Annotated in this window: 16 protein-coding genes, 2 tRNA genes and 1 rRNA gene; 18 read left to right on the plus strand and 1 reads right to left on the minus strand. The window is 48.9% G+C overall.

All coding sequences use genetic code 11. The features are described from left to right. Window positions 1-8: 8 nt before the first annotated feature. The 13 genes from ftsL to lpxC all read left to right on the plus strand — a co-directional run bounded on the left by ftsL (window position 9) and on the right by lpxC (window position 15,544). The gene (gene ftsL / locus CEQ32_RS18670; protein ID WP_037422840.1) at window positions 9-323 is read left to right on the plus strand and encodes a cell division protein FtsL; all 315 of its coding nucleotides are present in this window, start codon (window positions 9-11) and stop codon (window positions 321-323) included. A gap of 13 nt (window positions 324-336) precedes the next feature. Next, window positions 337-2,088 carry a peptidoglycan D,D-transpeptidase FtsI family protein gene (locus CEQ32_RS18675; protein WP_037422838.1) on the plus strand — a complete coding sequence of 584 codons (1,752 nt, stop codon included), beginning with the start codon at window positions 337-339 and terminating at the stop codon, window positions 2,086-2,088. After that, window positions 2,085-3,563, plus strand: coding sequence for a UDP-N-acetylmuramoyl-L-alanyl-D-glutamate--2,6-diaminopimelate ligase (gene murE / locus CEQ32_RS18680; RefSeq protein ID WP_088586583.1), 1,479 nt, complete (start codon window positions 2,085-2,087; stop codon window positions 3,561-3,563). Before CEQ32_RS18675 ends, murE begins: the two co-directional genes overlap by 4 nt. Beyond that, entirely contained in the window at window positions 3,563-4,945 is a 1,383-nt protein-coding gene (locus tag CEQ32_RS18685; protein ID WP_088586584.1) for a UDP-N-acetylmuramoyl-tripeptide--D-alanyl-D-alanine ligase, read from the plus strand. Before murE ends, CEQ32_RS18685 begins: the two co-directional genes overlap by 1 nt. After that, window positions 4,946-6,028: a phospho-N-acetylmuramoyl-pentapeptide-transferase gene (gene mraY / locus CEQ32_RS18690; protein ID WP_037422832.1), complete on the plus strand. Its 1,083-nt coding sequence runs from the start codon at window positions 4,946-4,948 to the stop codon at window positions 6,026-6,028. Between the two features lie 6 nt (window positions 6,029-6,034). After that, entirely contained in the window at window positions 6,035-7,354 is a 1,320-nt protein-coding gene (murD, locus tag CEQ32_RS18695; protein ID WP_047536139.1) for a UDP-N-acetylmuramoyl-L-alanine--D-glutamate ligase, read from the plus strand. Beyond that, window positions 7,344-8,555: a cell division protein FtsW gene (ftsW, locus tag CEQ32_RS18700; protein WP_055647665.1), complete on the plus strand. Its 1,212-nt coding sequence runs from the start codon at window positions 7,344-7,346 to the stop codon at window positions 8,553-8,555. Before murD ends, ftsW begins: the two co-directional genes overlap by 11 nt. Further along, entirely contained in the window at window positions 8,555-9,643 is a 1,089-nt protein-coding gene (murG, locus tag CEQ32_RS18705; RefSeq protein ID WP_088586585.1) for an undecaprenyldiphospho-muramoylpentapeptide beta-N-acetylglucosaminyltransferase, read from the plus strand. Before ftsW ends, murG begins: the two co-directional genes overlap by 1 nt. Before the next feature lie 2 nt (window positions 9,644-9,645). After that, on the plus strand, window positions 9,646-11,112 hold the full coding sequence (murC, locus tag CEQ32_RS18710) for a UDP-N-acetylmuramate--L-alanine ligase (RefSeq protein WP_037422821.1): 1,467 nt from the start codon (window positions 9,646-9,648) through the stop codon (window positions 11,110-11,112). A 151-nt stretch (window positions 11,113-11,263) separates the two neighbouring features. Further along, window positions 11,264-12,013, plus strand: coding sequence for a cell division protein FtsQ/DivIB (locus CEQ32_RS18715; RefSeq protein WP_037428855.1), 750 nt, complete (start codon window positions 11,264-11,266; stop codon window positions 12,011-12,013). Further along, window positions 11,994-13,229 (plus strand): cell division protein FtsA, encoded by a 1,236-nt coding sequence (gene ftsA, locus CEQ32_RS18720; RefSeq protein WP_011073897.1) that lies wholly within the window; start codon window positions 11,994-11,996, stop codon window positions 13,227-13,229. Before CEQ32_RS18715 ends, ftsA begins: the two co-directional genes overlap by 20 nt. 27 nt (window positions 13,230-13,256) lie before the next feature. After that, window positions 13,257-14,444 carry a cell division protein FtsZ gene (ftsZ, locus tag CEQ32_RS18725; protein ID WP_011624294.1) on the plus strand — a complete coding sequence of 396 codons (1,188 nt, stop codon included), beginning with the start codon at window positions 13,257-13,259 and terminating at the stop codon, window positions 14,442-14,444. A 179-nt stretch (window positions 14,445-14,623) separates the two neighbouring features. Further along, window positions 14,624-15,544, plus strand: coding sequence for a UDP-3-O-acyl-N-acetylglucosamine deacetylase (gene lpxC / locus CEQ32_RS18730; RefSeq protein WP_037422814.1), 921 nt, complete (start codon window positions 14,624-14,626; stop codon window positions 15,542-15,544). Window positions 15,545-15,557: 13 nt separating this feature from the next. Here lpxC and CEQ32_RS18735 read toward each other — a convergent pair whose 3' ends face one another. Further along, window positions 15,558-16,004, minus strand: coding sequence for a DUF721 domain-containing protein (locus CEQ32_RS18735; RefSeq protein ID WP_037422811.1), 447 nt, complete (start codon window positions 16,002-16,004; stop codon window positions 15,558-15,560). 27 nt (window positions 16,005-16,031) lie between these two features. Between CEQ32_RS18735 and CEQ32_RS18740 the strand changes: the two genes are divergently transcribed. From CEQ32_RS18740 to CEQ32_RS18760, 5 genes are all read left to right on the plus strand, one after another. Next, window positions 16,032-16,931 carry a M23 family metallopeptidase gene (locus CEQ32_RS18740; RefSeq protein ID WP_037428847.1) on the plus strand — a complete coding sequence of 300 codons (900 nt, stop codon included), beginning with the start codon at window positions 16,032-16,034 and terminating at the stop codon, window positions 16,929-16,931. Between the two features lie 60 nt (window positions 16,932-16,991). Continuing rightward, the gene (gene secA, locus CEQ32_RS18745; protein WP_037422805.1) at window positions 16,992-19,718 is read left to right on the plus strand and encodes a preprotein translocase subunit SecA; all 2,727 of its coding nucleotides are present in this window, start codon (window positions 16,992-16,994) and stop codon (window positions 19,716-19,718) included. Between the two features lie 697 nt (window positions 19,719-20,415). Next, window positions 20,416-21,957: ribosomal RNA gene (locus CEQ32_RS18750) — 16S ribosomal RNA — on the plus strand. 121 nt (window positions 21,958-22,078) lie between these two features. After that, window positions 22,079-22,155: transfer RNA gene (locus CEQ32_RS18755), tRNA-Ile, on the plus strand. Between the two features lie 138 nt (window positions 22,156-22,293). After that, window positions 22,294-22,369, plus strand: a tRNA-Ala gene (locus tag CEQ32_RS18760). Window positions 22,370-22,519: the final 150 nt, after the last annotated feature.

The following is a 22,519-nucleotide window of genomic DNA, read 5'->3' on the forward strand; positions in this document are numbered from 1 at the left end:
GCAAACAAATGAGTAAGCCCTCATTGAGTCTACCACAGGTTGTATTACACGACCTTTGGCAACACAAATGGATTTTGTTACTTGCCCTGCTCGTGCTCAGTAATGCAGTGGCTGTGGTGTATACCAGCCATGTGAGTCGCAAACTCACTACTGAATGGGATCTGCTATTGCAGGAGCGTGACAGGTTAGATATCGAGTGGCGCAATTTATTATTGGAAGAGCAATCCCAAACGGAGCATAGCCGAATTACGCGGATTGCATCGAAGGATCTCAACATGAGTCGCCCATTACCCAGCGAAGAAGTTGTGGTAAAGGTGCCGTGAACATAGGGAAGATATGATTAGGCAAGCAAAAACCAAACAGGCAAGCAAAAAGCAAAAGCCACAACTGATCCATTGGCGGTTATACGTCGTGGTTGGTTTTGTATTTGCGATGTTTTCAAGCCTGGTGGGTCGTGCTGCTTATATCCAAATTATTGAGCCTGATAAGCTTCGCCATGAGAGCGATATGCGTACGTTACGTACTACCAGTCGTGAGGTACAGCGTGGCTTAATTACTGATCGCAATGGGGATATGCTGGCGGTGAGTGTGCCAGTGCGTGCAGTGTGGGCAGATCCAAAGCAAGTTAACGATAGCAATGGCTTTACAGATATGCGTCGTTGGCAAGCACTGGCTGACGTATTACACGAACCCGTTGAAGACGTACTCGATAAAGTCCGTAGCAATCCAACCAAACGTTTTACCTACCTTAAGCGTCAAGTGACTCCTGCAGTGGCGGACTACATCACTCAGCTTAAATTGCCTGGGGTATTTTTAAAGTCTGAGTCTCGCCGTTACTATCCCGGTGGTGAGATAACTGCCCAGCTTATCGGTATCACTAATATCGATGATGTTGGTATTGAAGGCGTTGAAAATGCCTATAACAGTTGGCTTACTGGTACGCCATCCAAACAGAAAGTACGTAAGTCACGTGATGGTCATGTGGTTGAGCGCCTCGATATCGTCCAAGAAGGCGAAAGCCCAAATGATCTTGTCCTGAGTATCGACCATAGGATCCAGCAGCTTGCCTATCGCGAGTTAAAGCGCACCACAGAGATGAACCAAGCGACATCAGGGTCGATTGTGGTACTCGATATCCACACGGGTGAAGTGTTAGCGATGGCGAATACGCCCTCCTTCAACCCTAATTCCCGTGATAATTTTCAAACCTTCAGAATGCGTAACCGCGCGATGACGGACACCTTCGAGCCCGGCTCGACCATTAAACCCTTTGTGGTTGCGGCGGCGTTAGAAGCGGGCACCGTTAAATCCACCGATGTGATCCCAACCTCTCCAGGTTGGATGCGTTTAGGTGGACGCCAAGTGCGTGATGCATCTAACTACGGTGATATGACGCTAGCGCGTATTTTAGCCAAATCCAGTAACGTGGGCATTAGTAAATTAGCCCTGTCGATACCTGTACAGCAGTTACTCGGCACTTATCAATCCATGGGATTAGGTAGTTTTTCAGGGATTAACTTAACGGGAGAAAGCGCAGGCCTTATCCAAGATCGCCACCGTTGGTCTGACTTTGAGCGTGCCACTTTATCCTTTGGTTACGGCTTAACCGCGACGACGCTGCAGTTAGCGCGGATGTACGCGACTTTAGGCAATGGCGGCACTTTATATCCAGTATCGATTTTAAAACTTAAAAAGCCGCCCGAAGGTGAACGGGTGATTTCAGAAGAAGTAGCCAGAGACGTGCTGCAAATGATGGTGGGTGTCACCGAAAAAGGTGGTACAGGTACGCTTGCGCATATCGATGGTTATCCCGTCGCAGGTAAGTCGGGCACCAGCCGTAAGGCAGTAGCCGGTGGTTATGGTGATGATTATGTTGCGTTATTTGCAGGTGTTGCGCCGGTGAATAATCCCAAACTCGCTATCGTCGTTGTGGTCAATGAACCTAAGGGCGATCTCTATTATGGTGGTTCAGTGGCAGGGCCTGCTTTCGCTAAGGTGATGTCAGGCGCACTGCAAATGTTAAATGTTGAACCCATTTCCGATAAAGAACAGGTGCAATTGGCGGGTCTCGCCGGGAGAACTGAATAATGTTATTAAGGGATCTACTCGCCCCTTGGTTCTCCTACGCGGGTGAACAAACCTTCCAAGATTTGACTCTAGATAGCCGCGCAATACGTCGCGGCGATGTGTTTTTAGCGCTGCCAGGACACAAGGTCGATGGTCGTCAGTTTATCGATAAGGCCTTAGCCCAAGGTGCGGCGGCGGTGTTAGTGCATACGGATAATCCCCAAGAGCAAGGCAAAGTTATTGCGGCTGAGCAAGGCGTGCAGATTTACTTCTACGACTTAGCTAAGCACGTTTCAGCGGTGGCTGCGGTGCGTTATCCCGTTGTTCAAGGTCAATCTATGGCCATTGTGGGTATTACAGGGACTAATGGCAAAACTTCGACAAGCCAATTGTGCGCGCAATTAGTGACCCTGCTTGAGGGTAAAGCGGCGGTGATGGGCACGCTCGGCAATGGCCTGTGGGGCGAGTTAGTCGATAGCGGTAATACGACCGCCGATGCCATTACCTTAATGCGCCAACTGCGTGAATTTGCAGATAAAGGTGTAAATACCTGTGCGATGGAAGTCTCGAGCCATGGTTTAGTTCAAGGGCGAGTCGATGCAGTGCCCTTCGATGTGGCGGTATTTACTAACCTGACCCGTGATCACTTGGACTACCACGGTGATATGGAAAACTATGCCGCGGCCAAGCAAATGCTGTTTCGCTTCGACTCTCTGCGCCACGGCCTACTGAATCTCGATGATCCCGTGGGCATCGCTTGGTTATCCGAGCTGGCAAACGTTCCTGCGAAGATGTGGGGCTTTAGCATTGAAGCGCATACCGATGCGACGTTTTACACTAAGAATGCCCAATTCAATGACCAAGGCGTGCAGGCAACCTTAGTCTGGCCCGAGGGCGAAATCGATATTCGTTCCCCGTTATTAGGCGCCTTTAACCTCTCGAATTTACTCGCTGCACTATCAGCCCTGTATTTACAGGGAATGGATATGCGTGCATTAGCTGCCAAGGTACCTTACTTAGTGCCCGTGTCTGGCCGTATGGAACGTTTTACCACCGCGGACAACATCACCTTAGTCGTCGATTATGCCCACACCCCCGATGCGATTGAACAGGCACTTAATGCCCTGCGTCGTCACTGTGCAGGGGAGCTTTGGTGCGTGTTTGGCTGCGGTGGCGACCGTGACAAGGGTAAGCGGCCTTTAATGGGGCGTGCGGCGGAGCAATTTGCCGATCGCATTATGGTGACTAGCGATAATGCCCGCAGCGAAGATCCTAACCAAATTATTACCGATATTATCCAAGGGCTGACTCACCCAGAGCGAGCGCTGACCGAGGTTGACCGTGTGGCTGCGATTAAACAAGTCGTCGCACAGGCTAAATCTGGGGATGTGATTTTGCTTGCGGGCAAAGGCCATGAAACTTACCAAGAGGCGGCAGGTGTGCGTCATGACTATGATGAACGCGCCCTGGCACGTCAGTTATCGGAGCAACGCTAATGATCCCAATTTCCCTCGGGGCACTGAGCCAATACTTAGGTGCGCATCGAGTCGGTGACGATGTCACCATCCAAGCATTAAGCAGCGATAGCCGTAAAATCGGCCCCGCGACCCTTTTCGTCGCCTTAAAGGGTGAGCGGTTTGATGGCCATGATTTTGCGGCCACGGCAATTGAAAATGGCGCCATTGCATTACTGGTTGAACGTGAATTGGCCTTTGATATTCCGCAGCTAATTGTTGCCGATTGCCAAAAGGCCATGGGCGCGATTGGCGCCTATGTCCGCGACCAAGTGAATCCTATTTGTGTGGCATTAACTGGCTCTAACGGCAAAACCAGCGTGAAAGAGATGATTGCCACTATTTTGTCGGCTAAGCATCAAGTACTTTACACCGCGGGTAATTTTAATAATGAAATCGGCGTACCTTTAACCCTACTGCGCTTAACCCCCGAAGATAAGTATGGGGTATTTGAGTTAGGGGCTAACCATAAAGGCGAGATTGATTACACCTCTGCTTTGGTCCGTCCGCATGTAGCGTTAGTCAATAACGTCGGCAGTGCCCACTTAGAAGGATTTGGTTCACAGGCCGGCGTTGCCCAAGCGAAATCGGAAATCTATAACCATCTACAACAAGGCGGCACTGCGATTATTAATGCTGACGACGCCTTTGCTGATGTGATGCGTGTTAAAGCCAAGCATTATAAGCAATTGAGCTTCTCCCAGCAGGAAGGCGCGGCGAAACGCCAAATCGATGTGATTGCGACTGGCCATAAAGCCAATAGCGATGGTTGTTACCGCTTTATCCTTAATTATGCGGGTGAGTCCTGCGAAGTGACCTTACCTTTAGCGGGACGTCATCAAGTCAGCAATGCCTTAGCTGCTGCAAGTGTTTGTATCGCATTAGGATTAAGTCTAAAAGAGATCGCCGAAGGCTTAAGCAAACTTATCCCTGTGAAGGGACGTATGCAGCCGACTCAATTAGGCCGAGTCCGTTTAATCGATGATAGCTATAACGCTAACCCTGTATCCGTGGGGGCGGCTATCGCTTGGTTAAAGGAAATTTCTGAAAATCGTTGTTTGGTACTGGGAGATTTGGGCGAATTAGGCGACAATGCGCCCCTTTTACACGCTGATCTGGGACAACTGGCAAAGCAACAGGGGATTGATGCCCTGTTCTGTACTGGCACCTTGACTCAGCATACTAGCCAAGCTTTCGGGGCGGAGCACCATGACAGCGTGGCGACGTTAGTAGAAAAACTCATAAAACACATCAACCAGTTGCCGGGACAGGTGACGGTTTTAGTTAAAGGTTCACGAAGTGCCGCAATGGAGCGGGTCGTGGATGGCCTAACAGTAGCCTTCGGGCGTGGGGAGTTAGTGTAGATGCTGGTGTATCTGGCCGAGTATTTAACCCGTTTTCACACTGGGTTTAACGTATTTTCCTATGTGACGTTTCGAGCCATTTTGGGCTTGTTAACCGCATTAGTATTTAGTTTATGGTGGGGTCCTAAACTTATTGAGCGTTTGCAGTTAATGCAAATTGGTCAAGTGGTGCGTAATGATGGGCCTGAGTCGCATTTCAGTAAGCGCGGAACGCCGACTATGGGTGGTTTACTGATCCTTGCGGCCATCTTTATCAGTGTGCTGTTATGGGGCGATCTTGGTAGCCGTTATGTTTGGGTGATGCTGTTTGTTTTAGGCAGCTTCGGCATGATTGGCTTTATTGATGATTACCGCAAAGTGGTACGTAAAGATACTAAGGGATTAATTGCGCGCTGGAAGTATATTCTGCAATCTTTAGCGGCGTTGATTATTGCTTTCTTCCTCTACACCACAGCGTCTAACCCGGGTGAAACCCAGTTAGTCGTGCCTTTCTTTAAGGACGTGATGCCACAGCTTGGCGCTGTGTTTATCGTATTGGCCTACTTTACTATCGTGGGTTCAAGCAACGCAGTGAACTTAACCGACGGTCTCGATGGTTTGGCGATTATGCCAACGGTAATGGTAGCAGCAGCATTTGCCTTGATTGCTTATCTGTCTGGTCATGCTCAGTTTGCCAATTACCTGCATATTCCGCATTTACCTGGCTCTGGTGAGCTGGTGATCGTTTGCACCGCGATTGTGGGCGCAGGTTTAGGCTTTTTATGGTTTAACACTTATCCAGCACAGGTCTTTATGGGCGATGTGGGTTCTCTTTCTTTAGGGGCTGCATTAGGTGCGATTGCGGTATTAGTTCGCCAAGAAATTCTATTAGTGATCATGGGCGGGGTGTTTGTCATGGAAACCGTGTCAGTGATATTGCAGGTCGGTTCTTACAAATTACGCGGTCAACGGATATTCCGCATGGCGCCTATCCATCACCACTACGAGTTAAAAGGTTGGCCTGAACCACGCGTGATTGTCCGCTTTTGGATTATCTCTATTTTCTTAGTGTTGCTCGGCTTAGCCACGTTGAAGTTAAGGTAATCACTCATGCAAAGTCATTATTCACACATAGTATTAGGTTTGGGTGCCACAGGGCTCTCGGTAGTGCGCTATTTGTGTGGAAAAGGCATTACGCCGTTGGTGATGGATAGCCGTCGCCAGCCTCCAGGTGCCGAAACACTGGCAAGTTCATTCCCTGAGGTGCAATTAATTGCTGGCGGATTTGATTGCCGTTATCTAGTGCAGGCGACGCAAATCATTATCAGTCCTGGGATTGCGATTGATACTCCCGAAGTGCGCGCGGCACTGGATATGGGGATTGAAGTCATTGGTGATATTGAGTTATTTGCCCGTGAAATTGCTGACCGTAAACCATGCGTGATTGGGATTACGGGCTCAAATGGCAAAACGACAGTCACCACCTTAGTGGGCGAAATGCTGCGAGAAGCAGGCATTGCTGTTGCTGTGGGAGGCAATATTGGTACTCCGGCGCTGGATTTGCTGCAAGAGAATGCGGATATTTTTGTGCTTGAGTTATCGAGTTTCCAGCTGGAAACCACCCATAGCTTGAATTGTGTGGCCTCAACCTGTTTAAACGTGACGGAAGATCATATGGACAGGTACAGCGATATGGATGCCTATCGGAAGGCCAAACTACGTTTGTATCATCAAAGTCGTTCCATCATTTTTAACCGTGATGATGCGCTGACTATCCCAACTGAACCCATGAACCAAAACAGCTTTGGTTTAGCGCCGCCTGAAGGCGACGAGTGGGGCATTTGCGACAGCAAGATTTATCACGGCCACAGTGAAATCATGCCAATCACCGAAGTGTCGCTGATTGGCAGTCATAACCATGCCAACCTACTTGCTGCAATGGCTTTGGTCTACGCGGTGGGTGTGGATAAGCAAGTGATGGCCAAAGTGGCTCGCACCTTTACTGGCCTTTCTCACCGTTGCGAAGTGGTAGGGGTCAAAGGTGGTGTGACCTATGTGAATGACTCTAAAGCAACCAATGTGGGGGCTACTGTTGCGGCCCTTGATGGTTTAAGCGATCACCTCGGCGACATTATTTTGATTGCTGGCGGCGATGGTAAAGGTGCGGATTTCAGTCCACTGGCCGAGCCGTTAACAAAAGTGACTCACCTCATTACCTTAGGTAGAGATGGCAATAAGATTGCCGCGCTGAAAGAAGGCGCTATTAAGGTTGATTCAATGGCTGCCGCTGTTGCTAAGGCCGCTCAATTAGCGACTTCGGGTGATATTGTGTTGTTGTCGCCCGCCTGTGCAAGTCTGGATATGTACAGCAACTTTATGGCCCGTGGTGATGATTTTAGAAGCCAAGTGGAGCAACTCGATGGCGAGTGATGCAAGACAGCTCAGCCTGTTTGGGCGAGTGCTGCATGCACTGCCCAACTGGCAACGAGATACCGAAGTCCCGGGCGCGCAATTGTACGATCGGGCTTTGCTCACTGCTGTTTTGTCTTTGATTGGCTTTGGTTTTGTAATGGTGATGTCGGCCTCTATGCCCGAGGCACAAACACTGACGGGTAACCCATTCCATTTTATGACTCGCCATGTGGGTTATCTGTTGGGATGTTTAGTGATTGCCGCATTTGTGCTGAGGGTTGAAATGCAAACTTGGCAGCGGATGAGCCCTATCATGCTGCTGGTTGTATTTTTGATGTTACTGGCAGTACTGGTCGTGGGAACTACCGTAAACGGCGCGACCCGTTGGTTATCAATCGGTCCAATCCGTATTCAAGTGGCCGAGGTCGCTAAGTTTGCGTTTTCTGTGTACATGGCGGGCTATCTGGTGCGCCGTCATCAGGAAGTGCGTGAAAATGCTAAGGGCTTCTATAAGCCGATTGCGGTATTTGCGATTTACGCGATTTTGATTTTGATGCAGCCCGACTTAGGCACTGTGGTGGTGTTGTTTGTCGGCACTGTTGGACTGTTGTTTCTCGCGGGTGCTCGGTTGCTGGACTTTTTCGCGCTGATCTTTGCTGGCATTTTAGCTTTCGTCGCGCTGGTACTGCTCGAGCCTTATCGTATGCGCCGGGTGACATCGTTTTTAGACCCTTGGCAAGATCCGTTTGGTAGTGGCTACCAGTTAACTCAATCGCTGATGGCCTACGGCCGAGGTGATTGGTTCGGCCAGGGCCTTGGCAACAGTATTCAAAAGTTGGAGTACCTCCCCGAGGCGCATACCGACTTTATCTTTGCCGTGATTGGTGAAGAGTTAGGGTTTATCGGCATTATCGCGGTCTTATCCGTGTTGCTGTTTGTGGCATTAAGGGCCATTCGCCTCGGCAATTTATGTCTGGTGATGGACAAAGCCTTCGAGGGTTATCTGGCCTATGCCATTGGGATTTGGATCTGTTTTCAGACCGTCGTTAATGTGGGCGCAAGCATTGGTATGTTACCTACTAAAGGGTTAACACTGCCCTTTGTGAGTTACGGCGGTAGTAGTTTATGGGTCATGACTGCGGCGGCAATGACATTGCTACGCATCGATTATGAGCGGCGCATGAGTTTAGTTCAGGCCGTGCAAGGGAGATTGAAGTAATGACCGACGCGGGTAAACGTATTTTAGTCATGGCAGGCGGCACGGGCGGACATGTGTTCCCGGCACTCGCGGTGGCAAAATATTTAGCGCAGCAAGGTTGGCAAGTGCGTTGGTTAGGTACAGCCGACCGTATGGAGGCGCGCTTAGTGCCTCAGTATGGCTTCGATATCGATTTTATCGACATCAAGGGCGTGCGTGGCAATGGTTTAGTACGTAAATTGGCGGCGCCTTTTAAAGTGGTGCGATCGATTCTGCAAGCCAAGGCCTTGATTGCCGAGTTCAAGCCCGATGTGGTGCTGGGCATGGGCGGATTCGCCAGTGGTCCGGGCGGTGTGGCGGCCAAATTAGCGGGCGTGCCCTTAGTGCTGCATGAGCAAAATGCCATTCCGGGAATGACCAACAAGTTGCTCTCGCGAATTGCGAATCAAGTACTGTGCGCCTTTAAAAATACCTTCACTCAGGTTAAGGCAAAGGTGGTGGGTAACCCCATCCGTCGCGAGTTAATTGCCTTAGGTGCCGAGCCTAAGCAAGCCGCGGATGATGCCTTAAAAGTCTTGGTGGTAGGCGGCAGCTTAGGCGCCAAAGTCTTTAACGACTTAATGCCTGAAGTCGTGGCTGCGCTCAGTAAACAGCAGTCGATTACGGTTTGGCATCAAGTGGGTAAGGATAATCTGGCAGGAGTGAAGTCGGCTTATCAACAGCAAGGACAAGAGGGCGGCGTTAACGTTGCCGAATTTATTGATGATATGGAAGCCGCCTATCGCTGGGCAGATGTGGTATTGTGCCGCGCTGGCGCGCTGACGGTATCCGAGTTAGCGGCGGTGGGACTTCCGAGTATTCTGGTGCCTTATCCCCATGCAGTGGATGATCACCAAACCCGTAACGCTCAAGTATTGGTTGAGGCTGGCGCCGCTTTCCTATTGCCGCAGGCCATCTTGGACGTGAATAAGCTGGTGAGTAAATTACAGTTACTCGCCAATGACAGAGCAGAATTAGCCCAAATGGGCCAAAGAGCGAGAGATGTTGCCGTACTGGATGCAACCGAACAGGTGGCCCAAGTGTGTATCGCTCTCGCCGAGAAAGGATAGGTATGACTAAGACAGAAAGATACTTACAGCTAAGAAGTATGATCCCAGAAATGCGCCGGATTAAGCGTATTCATTTCGTCGGTATTGGCGGCGCGGGCATGGGCGGGATCGCTGAAGTATTAGTAAACGAAGGTTATGTCGTTAGTGGTTCTGATATCGCACAAAACGCCGTGACTGACAGACTCTGCCTGCTGGGCGCGAAAATTCATATCGGCCATGGCGCCGATAACGTGCAGCAAGCCGATGTGGTGGTGGTCTCGACCGCGATTAATCCTGAGAATCCAGAGATTATTGCGGCGAAGGAATTGCGTATTCCTATCGTGCGCCGCGCTGAGATGTTGGCTGAGTTGATGCGTTATCGCCATGGTGTAGCGATTGCAGGAACTCACGGTAAAACCACGACCACCAGTTTGATTGCCAGTTTGTATGGTCAAGCGGGGCGCGATCCAACTTTTGTTATCGGTGGTTTACTTAACAGCGCTGGCACCAATGCCCGCTTAGGCACGAGTCGTTACCTGATCGCCGAAGCAGACGAAAGTGATGCGAGCTTCCTGCATCTGCAACCTATGGTCAGCGTAGTGACGAATATCGAAGCCGATCATATGGATACCTACGGTGGTGATTTTGAAAAGCTCAAATCGACCTTCGTGGATTTTTTACATAACCTGCCATTCTATGGCGTGGCTGTCGTTTGTATCGATGATCCAGTCGTACGTGAGATTATGCCGCGTATAGGTCGTCATATGATCACCTATGGCTTCAGTGACGATGCCGACGTGCAGGCGCTGAATTTTCATCAGCAGGGTCACCAATGCCGCTTTACCGTCAGACGTAAAGGCAAAGAAGATTTAGACCTGCTGCTTAATCTGCCGGGTCAGCACAATGTATTAAATGCACTGGCAGCGATTGCCGTGGCGACAGAAGATGAAATTGATGATAGCGCCATCATTCAAGCCTTGGCTGAATTCCAGGGTATTGGTCGTCGTTTCCAACACTTAGGCAAGTTCGCGACGCCAAAGGGCGAAGTGATGTTAGTGGATGATTATGGTCATCACCCCAGCGAAGTGGCGGCGACCATTAAAGCGGCGCGTGCAGGCTGGCCTGACAAACGTTTAGTGATGGCTTATCAGCCACACAGATACACTCGTACTCGCGATCTGTACGAAGACTTTATTGAAGTGTTATCTCAGGTAGATTGCTTGCTATTGCTCGATGTGTATAGTGCCGGTGAAGCACCGATCCCCGGTGCCGATGGTCGGGCTCTATGCCGTTCGATTCGTTTGCGTGGGCAGTTAGACCCCATATTTATTGCTAGCCCAGATCAGTTAGCTGAAGTGCTACCCGATGTGTTGCAGGAAGGGGATTTATTGTTGACCCAAGGTGCAGGTAATATAGGTGCCTTGTCGCGTCAGTTAGCCGCCACTGAATTAGGCTTTAGCACGGCTGTGACAACCGAGGTAAAACCTTGATGAATTGCGTGACAACTTGGATTTAAAGGAAATGTTGATCCGAGGTTTTAGCGCTATATAATGGCCGGTTTTCTGTGGTTTTTAGTAGTGTCGTTGAAGGGTGGAAACAAACGTGTCTTGGAGTGATAAGAGGCGACACTGGCGGGCGAGGATGTCACGGGTTAATTGGTACTTGTGGAGTGGGATTGGTTTTTTATGGTTAGTCATTGGTAGTTTTGTTTTTGGCGGCTACCTGCTACATAAGTTTTTAAATGATGCCAGCACTTTGCCCATTGAAGCGGTCGCCATTAAAGGTGAGCGGACTTACACCACAGATAGGGATATACAAATTGCACTACAGGATTTAATGCAGCGGAGTTTTTTTAGTGCTGACATCACCTTAGTGCAACAGGCATTAGAAGCTTTACCTTGGGTGTATCGTGCGTCAGTGAGACGTGAATGGCCTGCGAAACTCAGGGTGTATTTACAGGAGCAACAACCGGTCGCCCATTGGAATGGTACCGCTTGGCTCAATGTGCATGGTGAAGTGTTTGAAGCGCCATCGCACCCTGAGTTAGAGCATCTGCCTTATTTATCTGGGCCAGATGATATGGGGACCGAAGTGTTAACCGCCTACGCGCAGGTTAACTCGCTACTGAAGATTAATGGCTTTACCTTAGCCAATTTGAGTTTAACACCACGTCATGCGTGGCACGCGACACTAGGTAACGGTATTGTTTTAGACCTAGGTCGAGAAGATAAAATGGCAAGGATACAAAGGTTTATCACTGTTTACCCATTATTGGCGAAACAAGATAAACCGATTGCCAGAGTGGATTTGCGCTACGACACAGGGTTGGCCGTAGGCTGGGGCGATGCACAAACAAGAGAGCCGATAATTAATGACCAAAAACCAAGATAGAAATCTGATCGTCGGATTGGACATAGGAACCTCTAAAGTCGCAGTGATCATAGGCGAAGTTCTGCCCGATGGCGAAATCAGCATAGTCGGCCTTGGTAACCACCCTTCAAGGGGCATGGATAAAGGTGGCGTTAACGATTTAGACTCCATCGTGCGCAGTGTGCAACGCGCGCTCGATCAAGCGGAATTAATGGCAGACTGCCAAGTATCATCGGTTTACCTGAGCATTTCCGGTAAACATATCGCCTGCCAAAACGAAAATGGCATGGTGTCGATTAACGATGAAGAAGTGACACAGGAAGACGTCGACAACGTGATTCACACCGCGCGCTCGGTGAAGATCCCGACCGAACGTCGTATTCTGCATGTGTTACCGCAGGAATACGCGATTGACGTACAAGACGGCATTCGCAGCCCTATCGGCATGTCAGGCATGCGGATGGAAGCCAAGGTACACATAGTGACCTGCGCCAATGATATGGCGAAGAACATCACTAAGAGTGTTGAGCGTTGTGGTTTGAAGGTCGATGACTTAGTGTTCTCCGGCATTGCGTCGGCGGATGCGGTATTAACCTTCGATGAAAAAGACTTAGGTGTGTGTATCGTCGATATCGGGGGTGGCACGACGGACATCGCTGTGTATACCAATGGTGCGCTACGTCATTGCGCGGTTGTGCCCGTTGCGGGTAACCAAGTGACCAACGATATCGCGAAGATTTTCCGCACGCCGTCGTCACATGCCGAACAAATTAAAGTGCAGTTCGCCTGTGCACGCAGCTCCATGGTGAGCCGCGAAGACAGTATCGAAGTGCCTTCGGTGGGTGGTCGCCCATCGCGTAGCATGTCGCGCCATACTTTGGCCGAAGTGGTTGAGCCGAGATATCAAGAGCTATTTGAGTTAGTGCTCAAGGAGCTGAAAGACAGTGGTTTAGAAGACCAAATCGCCGCAGGTATCGTGCTAACAGGTGGTACGGCGTCGATTCAAGGCGTGGTGGACATTGCGGAGGCAACCTTTGGTATGCCTGTTCGCGTCGCCTCACCATTGCCAGTTAAAGGGTTATACGAATACGTGGATCAGTCTATTTACTCCACTGGGGTTGGATTGCTTCACTACGGTGCAAGACGGGTGCTTGAGCGTCAATTCGAGCGTCCTGAGCGTCAAGGGGTTACCAGTGCTTGGAATCGGGTCCAAAGCTGGTTTAAGGGTGAATTTTAATAACGCAGGCAACACGGAGATCAGACAATGTTTGAGATCATGGACACTCACTCAGACGACGCGGTGATTAAAGTCATCGGCGTTGGCGGCGGCGGCGGTAACGCTGTCGAACATATGGTCAAACACAACATTGAAGGTGTTGAGTTTGTCGTTACCAATACAGACGCACAGGCGCTACGTAAATCTGGCGCTGGCTCAACGATTCAATTAGGTCGCGATGTCACTAAAGGGCTTGGCGCTGGCGCCAACCCCGAAGTGGGTCGTGCCGCAGCGGAAGAAGACCGCGAAAACATTCGTGCAGCGATCAAAGGCTCAGACATGATCTTTATCGCCGCCGGTATGGGCGGTGGTACTGGTACAGGTGCTGCGCCAGTTGTTGCTCAAATCGCTCGTGAAGAAGGCATCTTAACGGTTGCGGTCGTGACTAAGCCTTTCCCTTTCGAAGGCAAAAAGCGCATGGCTTATGCCGAGCAAGGTATCGCTGAGCTTGCTAAGCACGTGGATTCGCTAATCACTATCCCTAACGAAAAATTATTAAAAGTATTGGGTCGTGGTACGTCATTACTCGATGCGTTTGCCGCAGCGAATAACGTGTTACTCGGCGCAGTACAAGGTATTGCTGAGCTGATTACTCGCCCAGGTCTGATTAACGTCGACTTTGCGGACGTGAAAACCGTTATGTCTGAAATGGGTAATGCCATGATGGGCACTGGTGTTGCACGTGGTGAAGACCGTGCAGAAGAAGCGGCTGAAGCTGCTGTAGCCAGCCCATTATTAGAAGACATCGACTTAGCCGGTGCCCGTGGTGTGTTAGTTAACATTACCGCAGGTATGGACATGAGCATCGAAGAATTTGAAACTGTTGGTAACCATGTTAAAGCTTATGCTTCTGACAATGCTACCGTGGTTGTGGGTGCGGTTATCGACCCAGAAATGAGCGACGAACTGCGCGTAACCGTAGTTGCAACGGGTATTGGTGCTGAAAAGCGTCCTGATATCCAATTAGTTTCTAAGCCAGCACCACGTCCAGAACCAGTGGTTGTGGAACCAAAAGTTGAAGCTTATGTCGAAGAAGCAACTCATGTGAGCTATGCGGCGCCAAAGGGTAACGTATTACCTGCATCGCCAGCACCTGCTCCTGCGCCAGCGCCTTCAACAAAGCATGAATTGGATTACTTAGATATCCCAGCGTTTTTGCGTAAGCAAGCTGATTAAAACAGGTATTTGAGTCCAGCGTATCGGGTGATGTATTGCTCTATCGGCAATACCACCCAATGACGACATTTGTATGACATAGCTAACTTATGTTACTATGTTGAACCTATGTGGTCGTTTTGCTGCCGCTGTGTGCGCAAATATTAGGCTTAATTATTGAAATCTAAACGGGTAACTGAATGATATTTCAAAGAACTGTTCAAAAAATGGTGAAAGCTACCGGAGTCGGTTTGCACTCTGGGAATAAGGTCACCTTGAGCATTATGCCCGCACCAGTCAATACAGGGATCGTACTTGTGCGTACCGATATGAGTCCTGCCGTTGCTATTCCAGCAAAGGCGGAACAAGTTCGCGAAACCACGATGTGCACGGCACTTGTCAATGACGAAGGTATTCGTATTTCGACTATTGAGCATTTATTTGCAGCCTTAGCGGGTTTAGGCATTGATAACGCCGTAATCGAAGTGGACGCCCCTGAAATCCCAATTATGGATGGCAGTGCGAGCCCATTTGTCTTCTTACTTCAGTCTGCGGGTATTAAAGAGCAGTCTGCACCTAAGAAGTACTTAAAGATTAAACGCCCTGTGCGTGTTGAAGACGGTGATAAGTGGGCCGAGCTCAAGCCTTTCAAAGGTTTTAGAGTCAACTTTAAAATTGACTTTGCTCACCCCGAAATTGCTCGCAGCCAACAGCATGTGGTGATGGACTTCTCTACTTCAGCTTTTGTTAAAGACATTAGCCGCGCTCGTACTTTTGGTTTTATGCGTGATATTGAGTATCTGCGTGCGAATAACCTAGCATTAGGTGGCAGCATGGAAAACGCAGTTGTACTTGATGAATATCGCGTCCTCAACCCCGACGGCCTGCGTTATGAGGATGAGTTCGTTAAGCACAAAATTTTAGATGCGTTTGGTGATCTCTATGTGGCAGGACACGCCATTCTTGGTGAGTTTACTGCCTATAAAACGGGTCATGCTCTGAATAACCAGTTAGTACGTGCCTTATTGGCGCAGCAAGATGCGTGGGAGTTAGTGAGCTTTGAGAAAGAAGCCGATGTGCCCGTTAGCTTTGCTGTACCTGGTGGCGCGGTCTTCGCTTAATTGCGTCTGATGTTTACTTATTACGGCTGGCCAATGTGGCCAGCCGTTTTAGTTTTTCGCCTAGTGTCCCGCTCACATTTTCTGCAAGTGCGGCAATATGTTCTGCAGCGGCTGGACTCAGTGCCTTATGCGCCTGTTTCGGCTTTGCGTCATACAATGCTAATCTCGGGTTGACTTTAACTTCAATTGCGGTAAGGATTGGGAGCGTTTCTGCTTGAAGCTGCGCGAGTAGTTTCGGCTTTTGGAAATTAATTCGTGCGGCCCATGCTGCCGAAGTGGTTTCAACCACAAGAACACCCTGGCGGAAATTAGCGACTTTCAGCTGCTCCGCAACAGGACCTGCGACAATCTGCTTCACGTGCTGATCCAGATATAAAAGTAGTTCCGCTTTCTCAGCTATGTCGGGTAATGTGCCTGATTGGTGTAGTAATTGGCTGAGATCCTGAGGGGGCTTTTTCATATGATAATAAGATGGCTGAATTAGGCTATGAGTGTAACAGTATTTATTCAAGGTCGGAATGGCGTTACGCGCTGGCAACCCAGTAAACGCTGGTTGATCCTTCCCATGCTATTGTTAGCTACTGGTGCCGGTATTTATCAACACAACTCTGCTAAGTTTGAAAATCAGCAAGCCAGTGTCGATAACGATCGAATCCAACGCGAACAACAAAAGAAGCAAGTCTTAGAGCTTAAAAGTGCCACAGAGTCACAGCTAGCCATGCTGGCGACCCATGTCGCGCGCATGCAAGCTAAAATCACCCGTCTCGAGGCCTTAGGTCAACAAGTCGCAAAACAAAACAAATTGGATGAAGACTTTGATTTCTCATCTGAAGTTGGGGTTGGTGGTTTAAGCGAATTAGGCTCAAATATCGAAATTAGTCAGCTTATCGAAGATATGGATAAACTGGCGTCACGAATTGACAACAATAATGTTCAACTATCACTACTTGAAACAGTGTCATCTAACCACCATATAGATGCTGAACGTTATGTATCAGGGCTCCCACTCGATAAAGGTTGGTTATCGTCGCCCTACGGATTACGTAATGACCCTTTTAACGGTCGTCGAACCATGCACAAAGGGATCGATTTTACCGGTCGGGAAGGGGCTAAAGTTGTCGCGACTGCAGCAGGCGTGGTGACTTGGGCTGGGAATATGTTTGGTTATGGCGAATTGGTCGAAATCGACCATGGTAACGGTTTACGTACACGCTATGGCCATAATAAAGCTTTGTCAGTAGCTGTAGGTGATGTGGTCGCTAAAGGCGAAACCATCGCCAGTATGGGAAGCACTGGGCGCTCAACAGGGGCTCATGTGCATTATGAAGTGTTGCGTGGCGGACAGCAGATAGATCCACAAAAGTTTGTCTACCGCAAAGCAAGTTAATTGAAACATTGGCTTCTAGTTTCCATCATGGACTTGGCCTACAGAAAATAAGTGATTCAGATGTTTGGTAAATTACTGACAAAAGTATTTGGTAGTCGCAACGACCGTACCCTTAAAGGGTTACAAAAAGTAGTTAATAAGATTAATGCGCTTGAAGCCGATTATGAAAAATTAACCGATGAGCAGCTTAAAGCGAAAACCGCAGAGTTTCGTGAGCGTTTAGCTGCGGGCGCTTCATTAGATAGCATTATGGCGGAAGCGTTTGCCACCGTGCGTGAAGCATCTAAGCGTGTGTTCGAAATGCGTCACTTCGACGTGCAGTTACTCGGTGGTATGGTACTTGATAGTAACCGTATCGCTGAAATGCGTACGGGTGAAGGTAAAACTTTAACCGCAACACTGCCTGCTTACTTAAATGCCTTAACGGGCAAAGGCGTTCACGTTATTACCGTCAACGATTACTTAGCACGCCGTGATGCTGAGAATAACCGTCCACTGTTCGAATTCTTAGGTTTAACTGTTGGGATTAACGTTGCTGGCCTTAGCCAACAGGCGAAGAAAGATGCCTATAACGCCGATATTACCTACGGTACCAACAATGAATTTGGTTTCGATTATCTGCGCGACAACATGGCGTTTTCACCACAAGAGCGTGTTCAACGTCCATTACACTATGCACTGATCGACGAAGTCGACTCAATCCTTATCGACGAAGCCCGCACGCCATTGATTATCTCTGGTGCAGCGGAAGACAGCTCTGAGCTATACATCAAGATCAACACGCTTATCCCTAATCTTATCCGTCAAGATAAAGAAGACTCTGAAGAGTATGTGGGCGAAGGCGACTACACCATTGATGAAAAAGCCAAACAAGTGCACTTTACTGAACGCGGTCAAGAGAAGGTTGAAAACCTGCTGATTGAACGTGGCATGTTAGCCGAAGGCGACTCACTTTACTCAGCAGCTAATATTTCGCTACTGCACCATGTGAACGCAGCACTACGTGCTCATACCTTATTTGAGCGTGATGTGGACTATATCGTTCAAGATGGCGAAGTGATCATCGTTGATGAACACACCGGTCGTACTATGCCAGGTCGTCGTTGGTCAGAAGGTTTACATCAAGCTGTTGAAGCCAAAGAAGGTGTTCGTATTCAAAACGAAAACCAAACTCTAGCATCGATTACCTTCCAAAACTACTTCCGTTTATATGAGAAGTTAGCGGGCATGACAGGTACTGCCGATACCGAGGCGTTTGAGTTTCAACACATCTATGGTTTAGATACCGTGGTGGTGCCAACTAACCGTCCAATGGTCCGTAAGGATATGGCGGATTTAGTTTACTTAACCGCTAATGAAAAGTATCAAGCGATTATTAAAGACATCAAAGACTGCCGCGAGCGTGGCCAACCTGTATTGGTCGGTACCGTTTCTATCGAACAGTCAGAACTGTTAGCGCGCTTAATGGTGAAGGAAAAGATCCCGCACCAAGTGCTTAACGCTAAGTTCCATGAAAAAGAAGCCGAGATTGTTGCCCAAGCTGGCCGTACTGGCGCCGTAACCATTGCCACTAACATGGCTGGTCGTGGTACCGACATCGTGCTTGGTGGCAACTGGAATATGGAAATCGAGGCGCTGGAAAATCCTACCCCAGAGCAAAAAGCCAAGATCAAAGCTGATTGGCAAGTGCGTCATGACGAAGTCGTTGCTGCGGGTGGTTTACACATTCTCGGTACCGAGCGCCACGAATCACGTCGTATCGACAACCAGCTACGTGGTCGTGCGGGCCGTCAAGGTGATGCGGGCTCTTCACGTTTCTACCTGTCGATGGAAGATAGTTTAATGCGTATCTTCGCTTCTGATCGCGTCTCCGGCATGATGAAAAAGCTGGGCATGGAAGAAGGCGAAGCGATCGAACATCCATGGGTTTCCCGTGCAATCGAAAATGCTCAACGTAAAGTAGAAGCACGTAACTTCGATATTCGTAAGCAATTACTTGAATTCGATGACGTGGCAAACGATCAACGCCAAGTGGTTTACGCCCAGCGTAATGAGTTGATGGATGCGGAAAGTATTGAAGACACGATTAAAAACATCCAAGACGATGTAATTGGTGCGGTAATCGATCAGTACATTCCACCACAATCAGTAGAAGAGTTATGGGATGTTCCTGGGTTAGAGCAGCGCCTAAACCAAGAGTTTATGCTTAAACTGCCAATCCAAGAATGGCTCGATAAAGAAGACGACTTACACGAAGAAAGCCTACGTGAGCGTATTATCACTTCTTGGTCAGATGCTTATAAAGCTAAAGAAGAAATGGTCGGTGCCTCAGTACTGCGCCAATTCGAAAAAGCAGTGATGCTACAAACCCTTGATGGCTTGTGGAAAGAGCATTTAGCCGCAATGGATCATTTACGCCAAGGCATCCACTTACGTGGTTACGCGCAGAAGAATCCAAAGCAAGAGTATAAGCGTGAGTCATTCGAACTGTTCCAACAATTGCTGAATACGCTGAAACATGACGTGATTAGCGTGTTGTCTAAAGTTCAAGTGCAAGCTCAATCTGATGTTGAAGAAATGGAAGCTCGTCGTCGTGAAGAAGATGCCAAAATCCAACGCGACTATCAGCACGCAGCAGCCGAAGCCTTAGTTGGTGGGGATGATGGTAGCGACGAGATGATGGCGCACACACCAATGATCCGAGATGGCGATAAAGTTGGCCGTAACGATCCTTGTCCTTGTGGCTCTGGCCGTAAATATAAGCAGTGTCACGGTAAGCTAAGCTAATTCAACACGTGCACCTAATTCTAAAAGGCGACTGTAATAGTCGCCTTTTTCATGCCTACTCAAAGCCAGATACAAATCATTGAATCTGTCTGCATCTATATAAAGCTTATTTGAATCTCCAGCCTTCCAGTTATGGCAAGTCATGCTTTGTTCACAAATAAAGCAGTAAAATTGCCTTTTGTGGATAACGTTGGGGGTAACTAGTGGGTACTTTGTGACTAACTGAAACTATTGAAAAAAGATCGAAAAAATACAAAAAAGCGCTTGCACAAAAAGTTCCGCTGCCTATAATGCGCATCCACTGACACGGCAGACAGCGATACGCAGTTGCAAGTGCCAGTTCATCAAGTGATTCAGTCCTTGATGAGCGAAAAGAAAGTTTAAAAAACTACTTGACGCAAAAACGGGAATGCGTAAAATACGCAGCCCTGACCCGCTGAAATCACTTGTGATAATGCGATGGTCAACGCTCTTTAACAATTTATCAAGCAAATCTGTGTGGACACTCACAGGTGTTGAGTTAATCGAAATTATTCTGCCGTTTGGCGAGTAATCAAAGAATTAAATCAATGAATGAGTGTTCATAGCAATATGTACATACAGTAATGTATGAATTGAAACGCGATGCTTCTTAGTGAGCAAAGCGAATCAAAACAGTAGAATTCATTGAGTCGTTTCTTCGGAAACAAAAAACTTTTAATTGAAGAGTTTGATCATGGCTCAGATTGAACGCTGGCGGCAGGCCTAACACATGCAAGTCGAGCGGCAGCACAAGTAAGTTTACTTATGAGGTGGCGAGCGGCGGACGGGTGAGTAATGCCTAGGGATCTGCCCAGTCGAGGGGGATAACAGTTGGAAACGACTGCTAATACCGCATACGCCCTACGGGGGAAAGAGGGGGACCTTCGGGCCTCTCGCGATTGGATGAACCTAGGTGGGATTAGCTAGTTGGTGAGGTAATGGCTCACCAAGGCGACGATCCCTAGCTGTTCTGAGAGGATGATCAGCCACACTGGGACTGAGACACGGCCCAGACTCCTACGGGAGGCAGCAGTGGGGAATATTGCACAATGGGGGAAACCCTGATGCAGCCATGCCGCGTGTGTGAAGAAGGCCTTCGGGTTGTAAAGCACTTTCAGTAGGGAGGAAAGGGTGAGTCTTAATACGGCTCATCTGTGACGTTACCTACAGAAGAAGGACCGGCTAACTCCGTGCCAGCAGCCGCGGTAATACGGAGGGTCCGAGCGTTAATCGGAATTACTGGGCGTAAAGCGTGCGCAGGCGGTTTGTTAAGCGAGATGTGAAAGCCCTGGGCTCAACCTAGGAATAGCATTTCGAACTGGCGAACTAGAGTCTTGTAGAGGGGGGTAGAATTCCAGGTGTAGCGGTGAAATGCGTAGAGATCTGGAGGAATACCGGTGGCGAAGGCGGCCCCCTGGACAAAGACTGACGCTCATGCACGAAAGCGTGGGGAGCAAACAGGATTAGATACCCTGGTAGTCCACGCCGTAAACGATGTCTACTCGGAGTTTGGTGTCTTGAACACTGGGCTCTCAAGCTAACGCATTAAGTAGACCGCCTGGGGAGTACGGCCGCAAGGTTAAAACTCAAATGAATTGACGGGGGCCCGCACAAGCGGTGGAGCATGTGGTTTAATTCGATGCAACGCGAAGAACCTTACCTACTCTTGACATCCACGGAAGAGACCAGAGATGGACTTGTGCCTTCGGGAACCGTGAGACAGGTGCTGCATGGCTGTCGTCAGCTCGTGTTGTGAAATGTTGGGTTAAGTCCCGCAACGAGCGCAACCCCTATCCTTATTTGCCAGCACGTAATGGTGGGAACTCTAGGGAGACTGCCGGTGATAAACCGGAGGAAGGTGGGGACGACGTCAAGTCATCATGGCCCTTACGAGTAGGGCTACACACGTGCTACAATGGCGAGTACAGAGGGTTGCAAAGCCGCGAGGTGGAGCTAATCTCACAAAGCTCGTCGTAGTCCGGATTGGAGTCTGCAACTCGACTCCATGAAGTCGGAATCGCTAGTAATCGTGGATCAGAATGCCACGGTGAATACGTTCCCGGGCCTTGTACACACCGCCCGTCACACCATGGGAGTGGGCTGCAAAAGAAGTGGGTAGCTTAACCTTCGGGGGGCGCTCACCACTTTGTGGTTCATGACTGGGGTGAAGTCGTAACAAGGTAGCCCTAGGGGAACCTGGGGCTGGATCACCTCCTTACCTATACGACTAACTCGATGTTTGGTTGGTAAGAAACTGCTCCATGCGTTTCTTACACACGGCACATCCATGTGCCTGAGTGTTCACACAGATTTGCTTGATAGAAGATAGAGTAAAAGATGGGTCTGTAGCTCAGCTGGTTAGAGCGCACCCCTGATAAGGGTGAGGTCGGTGGTTCAAGTCCACTCTGACCCACCAAATCTTCGTTCTCCTTTGTTAAATTAACACTCGTTTAGTGAACTAAACGTCGCGTTAATTTGCCGCGGATAACGTGATTTGGCAAACCAATCCTTTAAGAGGTTTGGAACATCTTATTTACTCGCACTGCATGTAAATGGGGCTATAGCTCAGCTGGGAGAGCGCCTGCCTTGCACGCAGGAGGTCTGCGGTTCGATCCCGCATAGCTCCACCATTTACTGCATTATGGTTAGAGATGCCAAAGATAAACTTAAACATTATCTTTGGCTTTTTTAAGCCCGCTCTTTAACAATTTGGAAAGCTGATAGTAATTAACACAATGATGTCTGTCGTTGTGTTAATACGAAAAAATTGAGTTCTTAAA

Origin of the sequence: Shewanella sp. FDAARGOS_354, assembly GCF_002209245.2 — a bacterium.
Taxonomy (GTDB): domain Bacteria; phylum Pseudomonadota; class Gammaproteobacteria; order Enterobacterales; family Shewanellaceae; genus Shewanella; species Shewanella xiamenensis.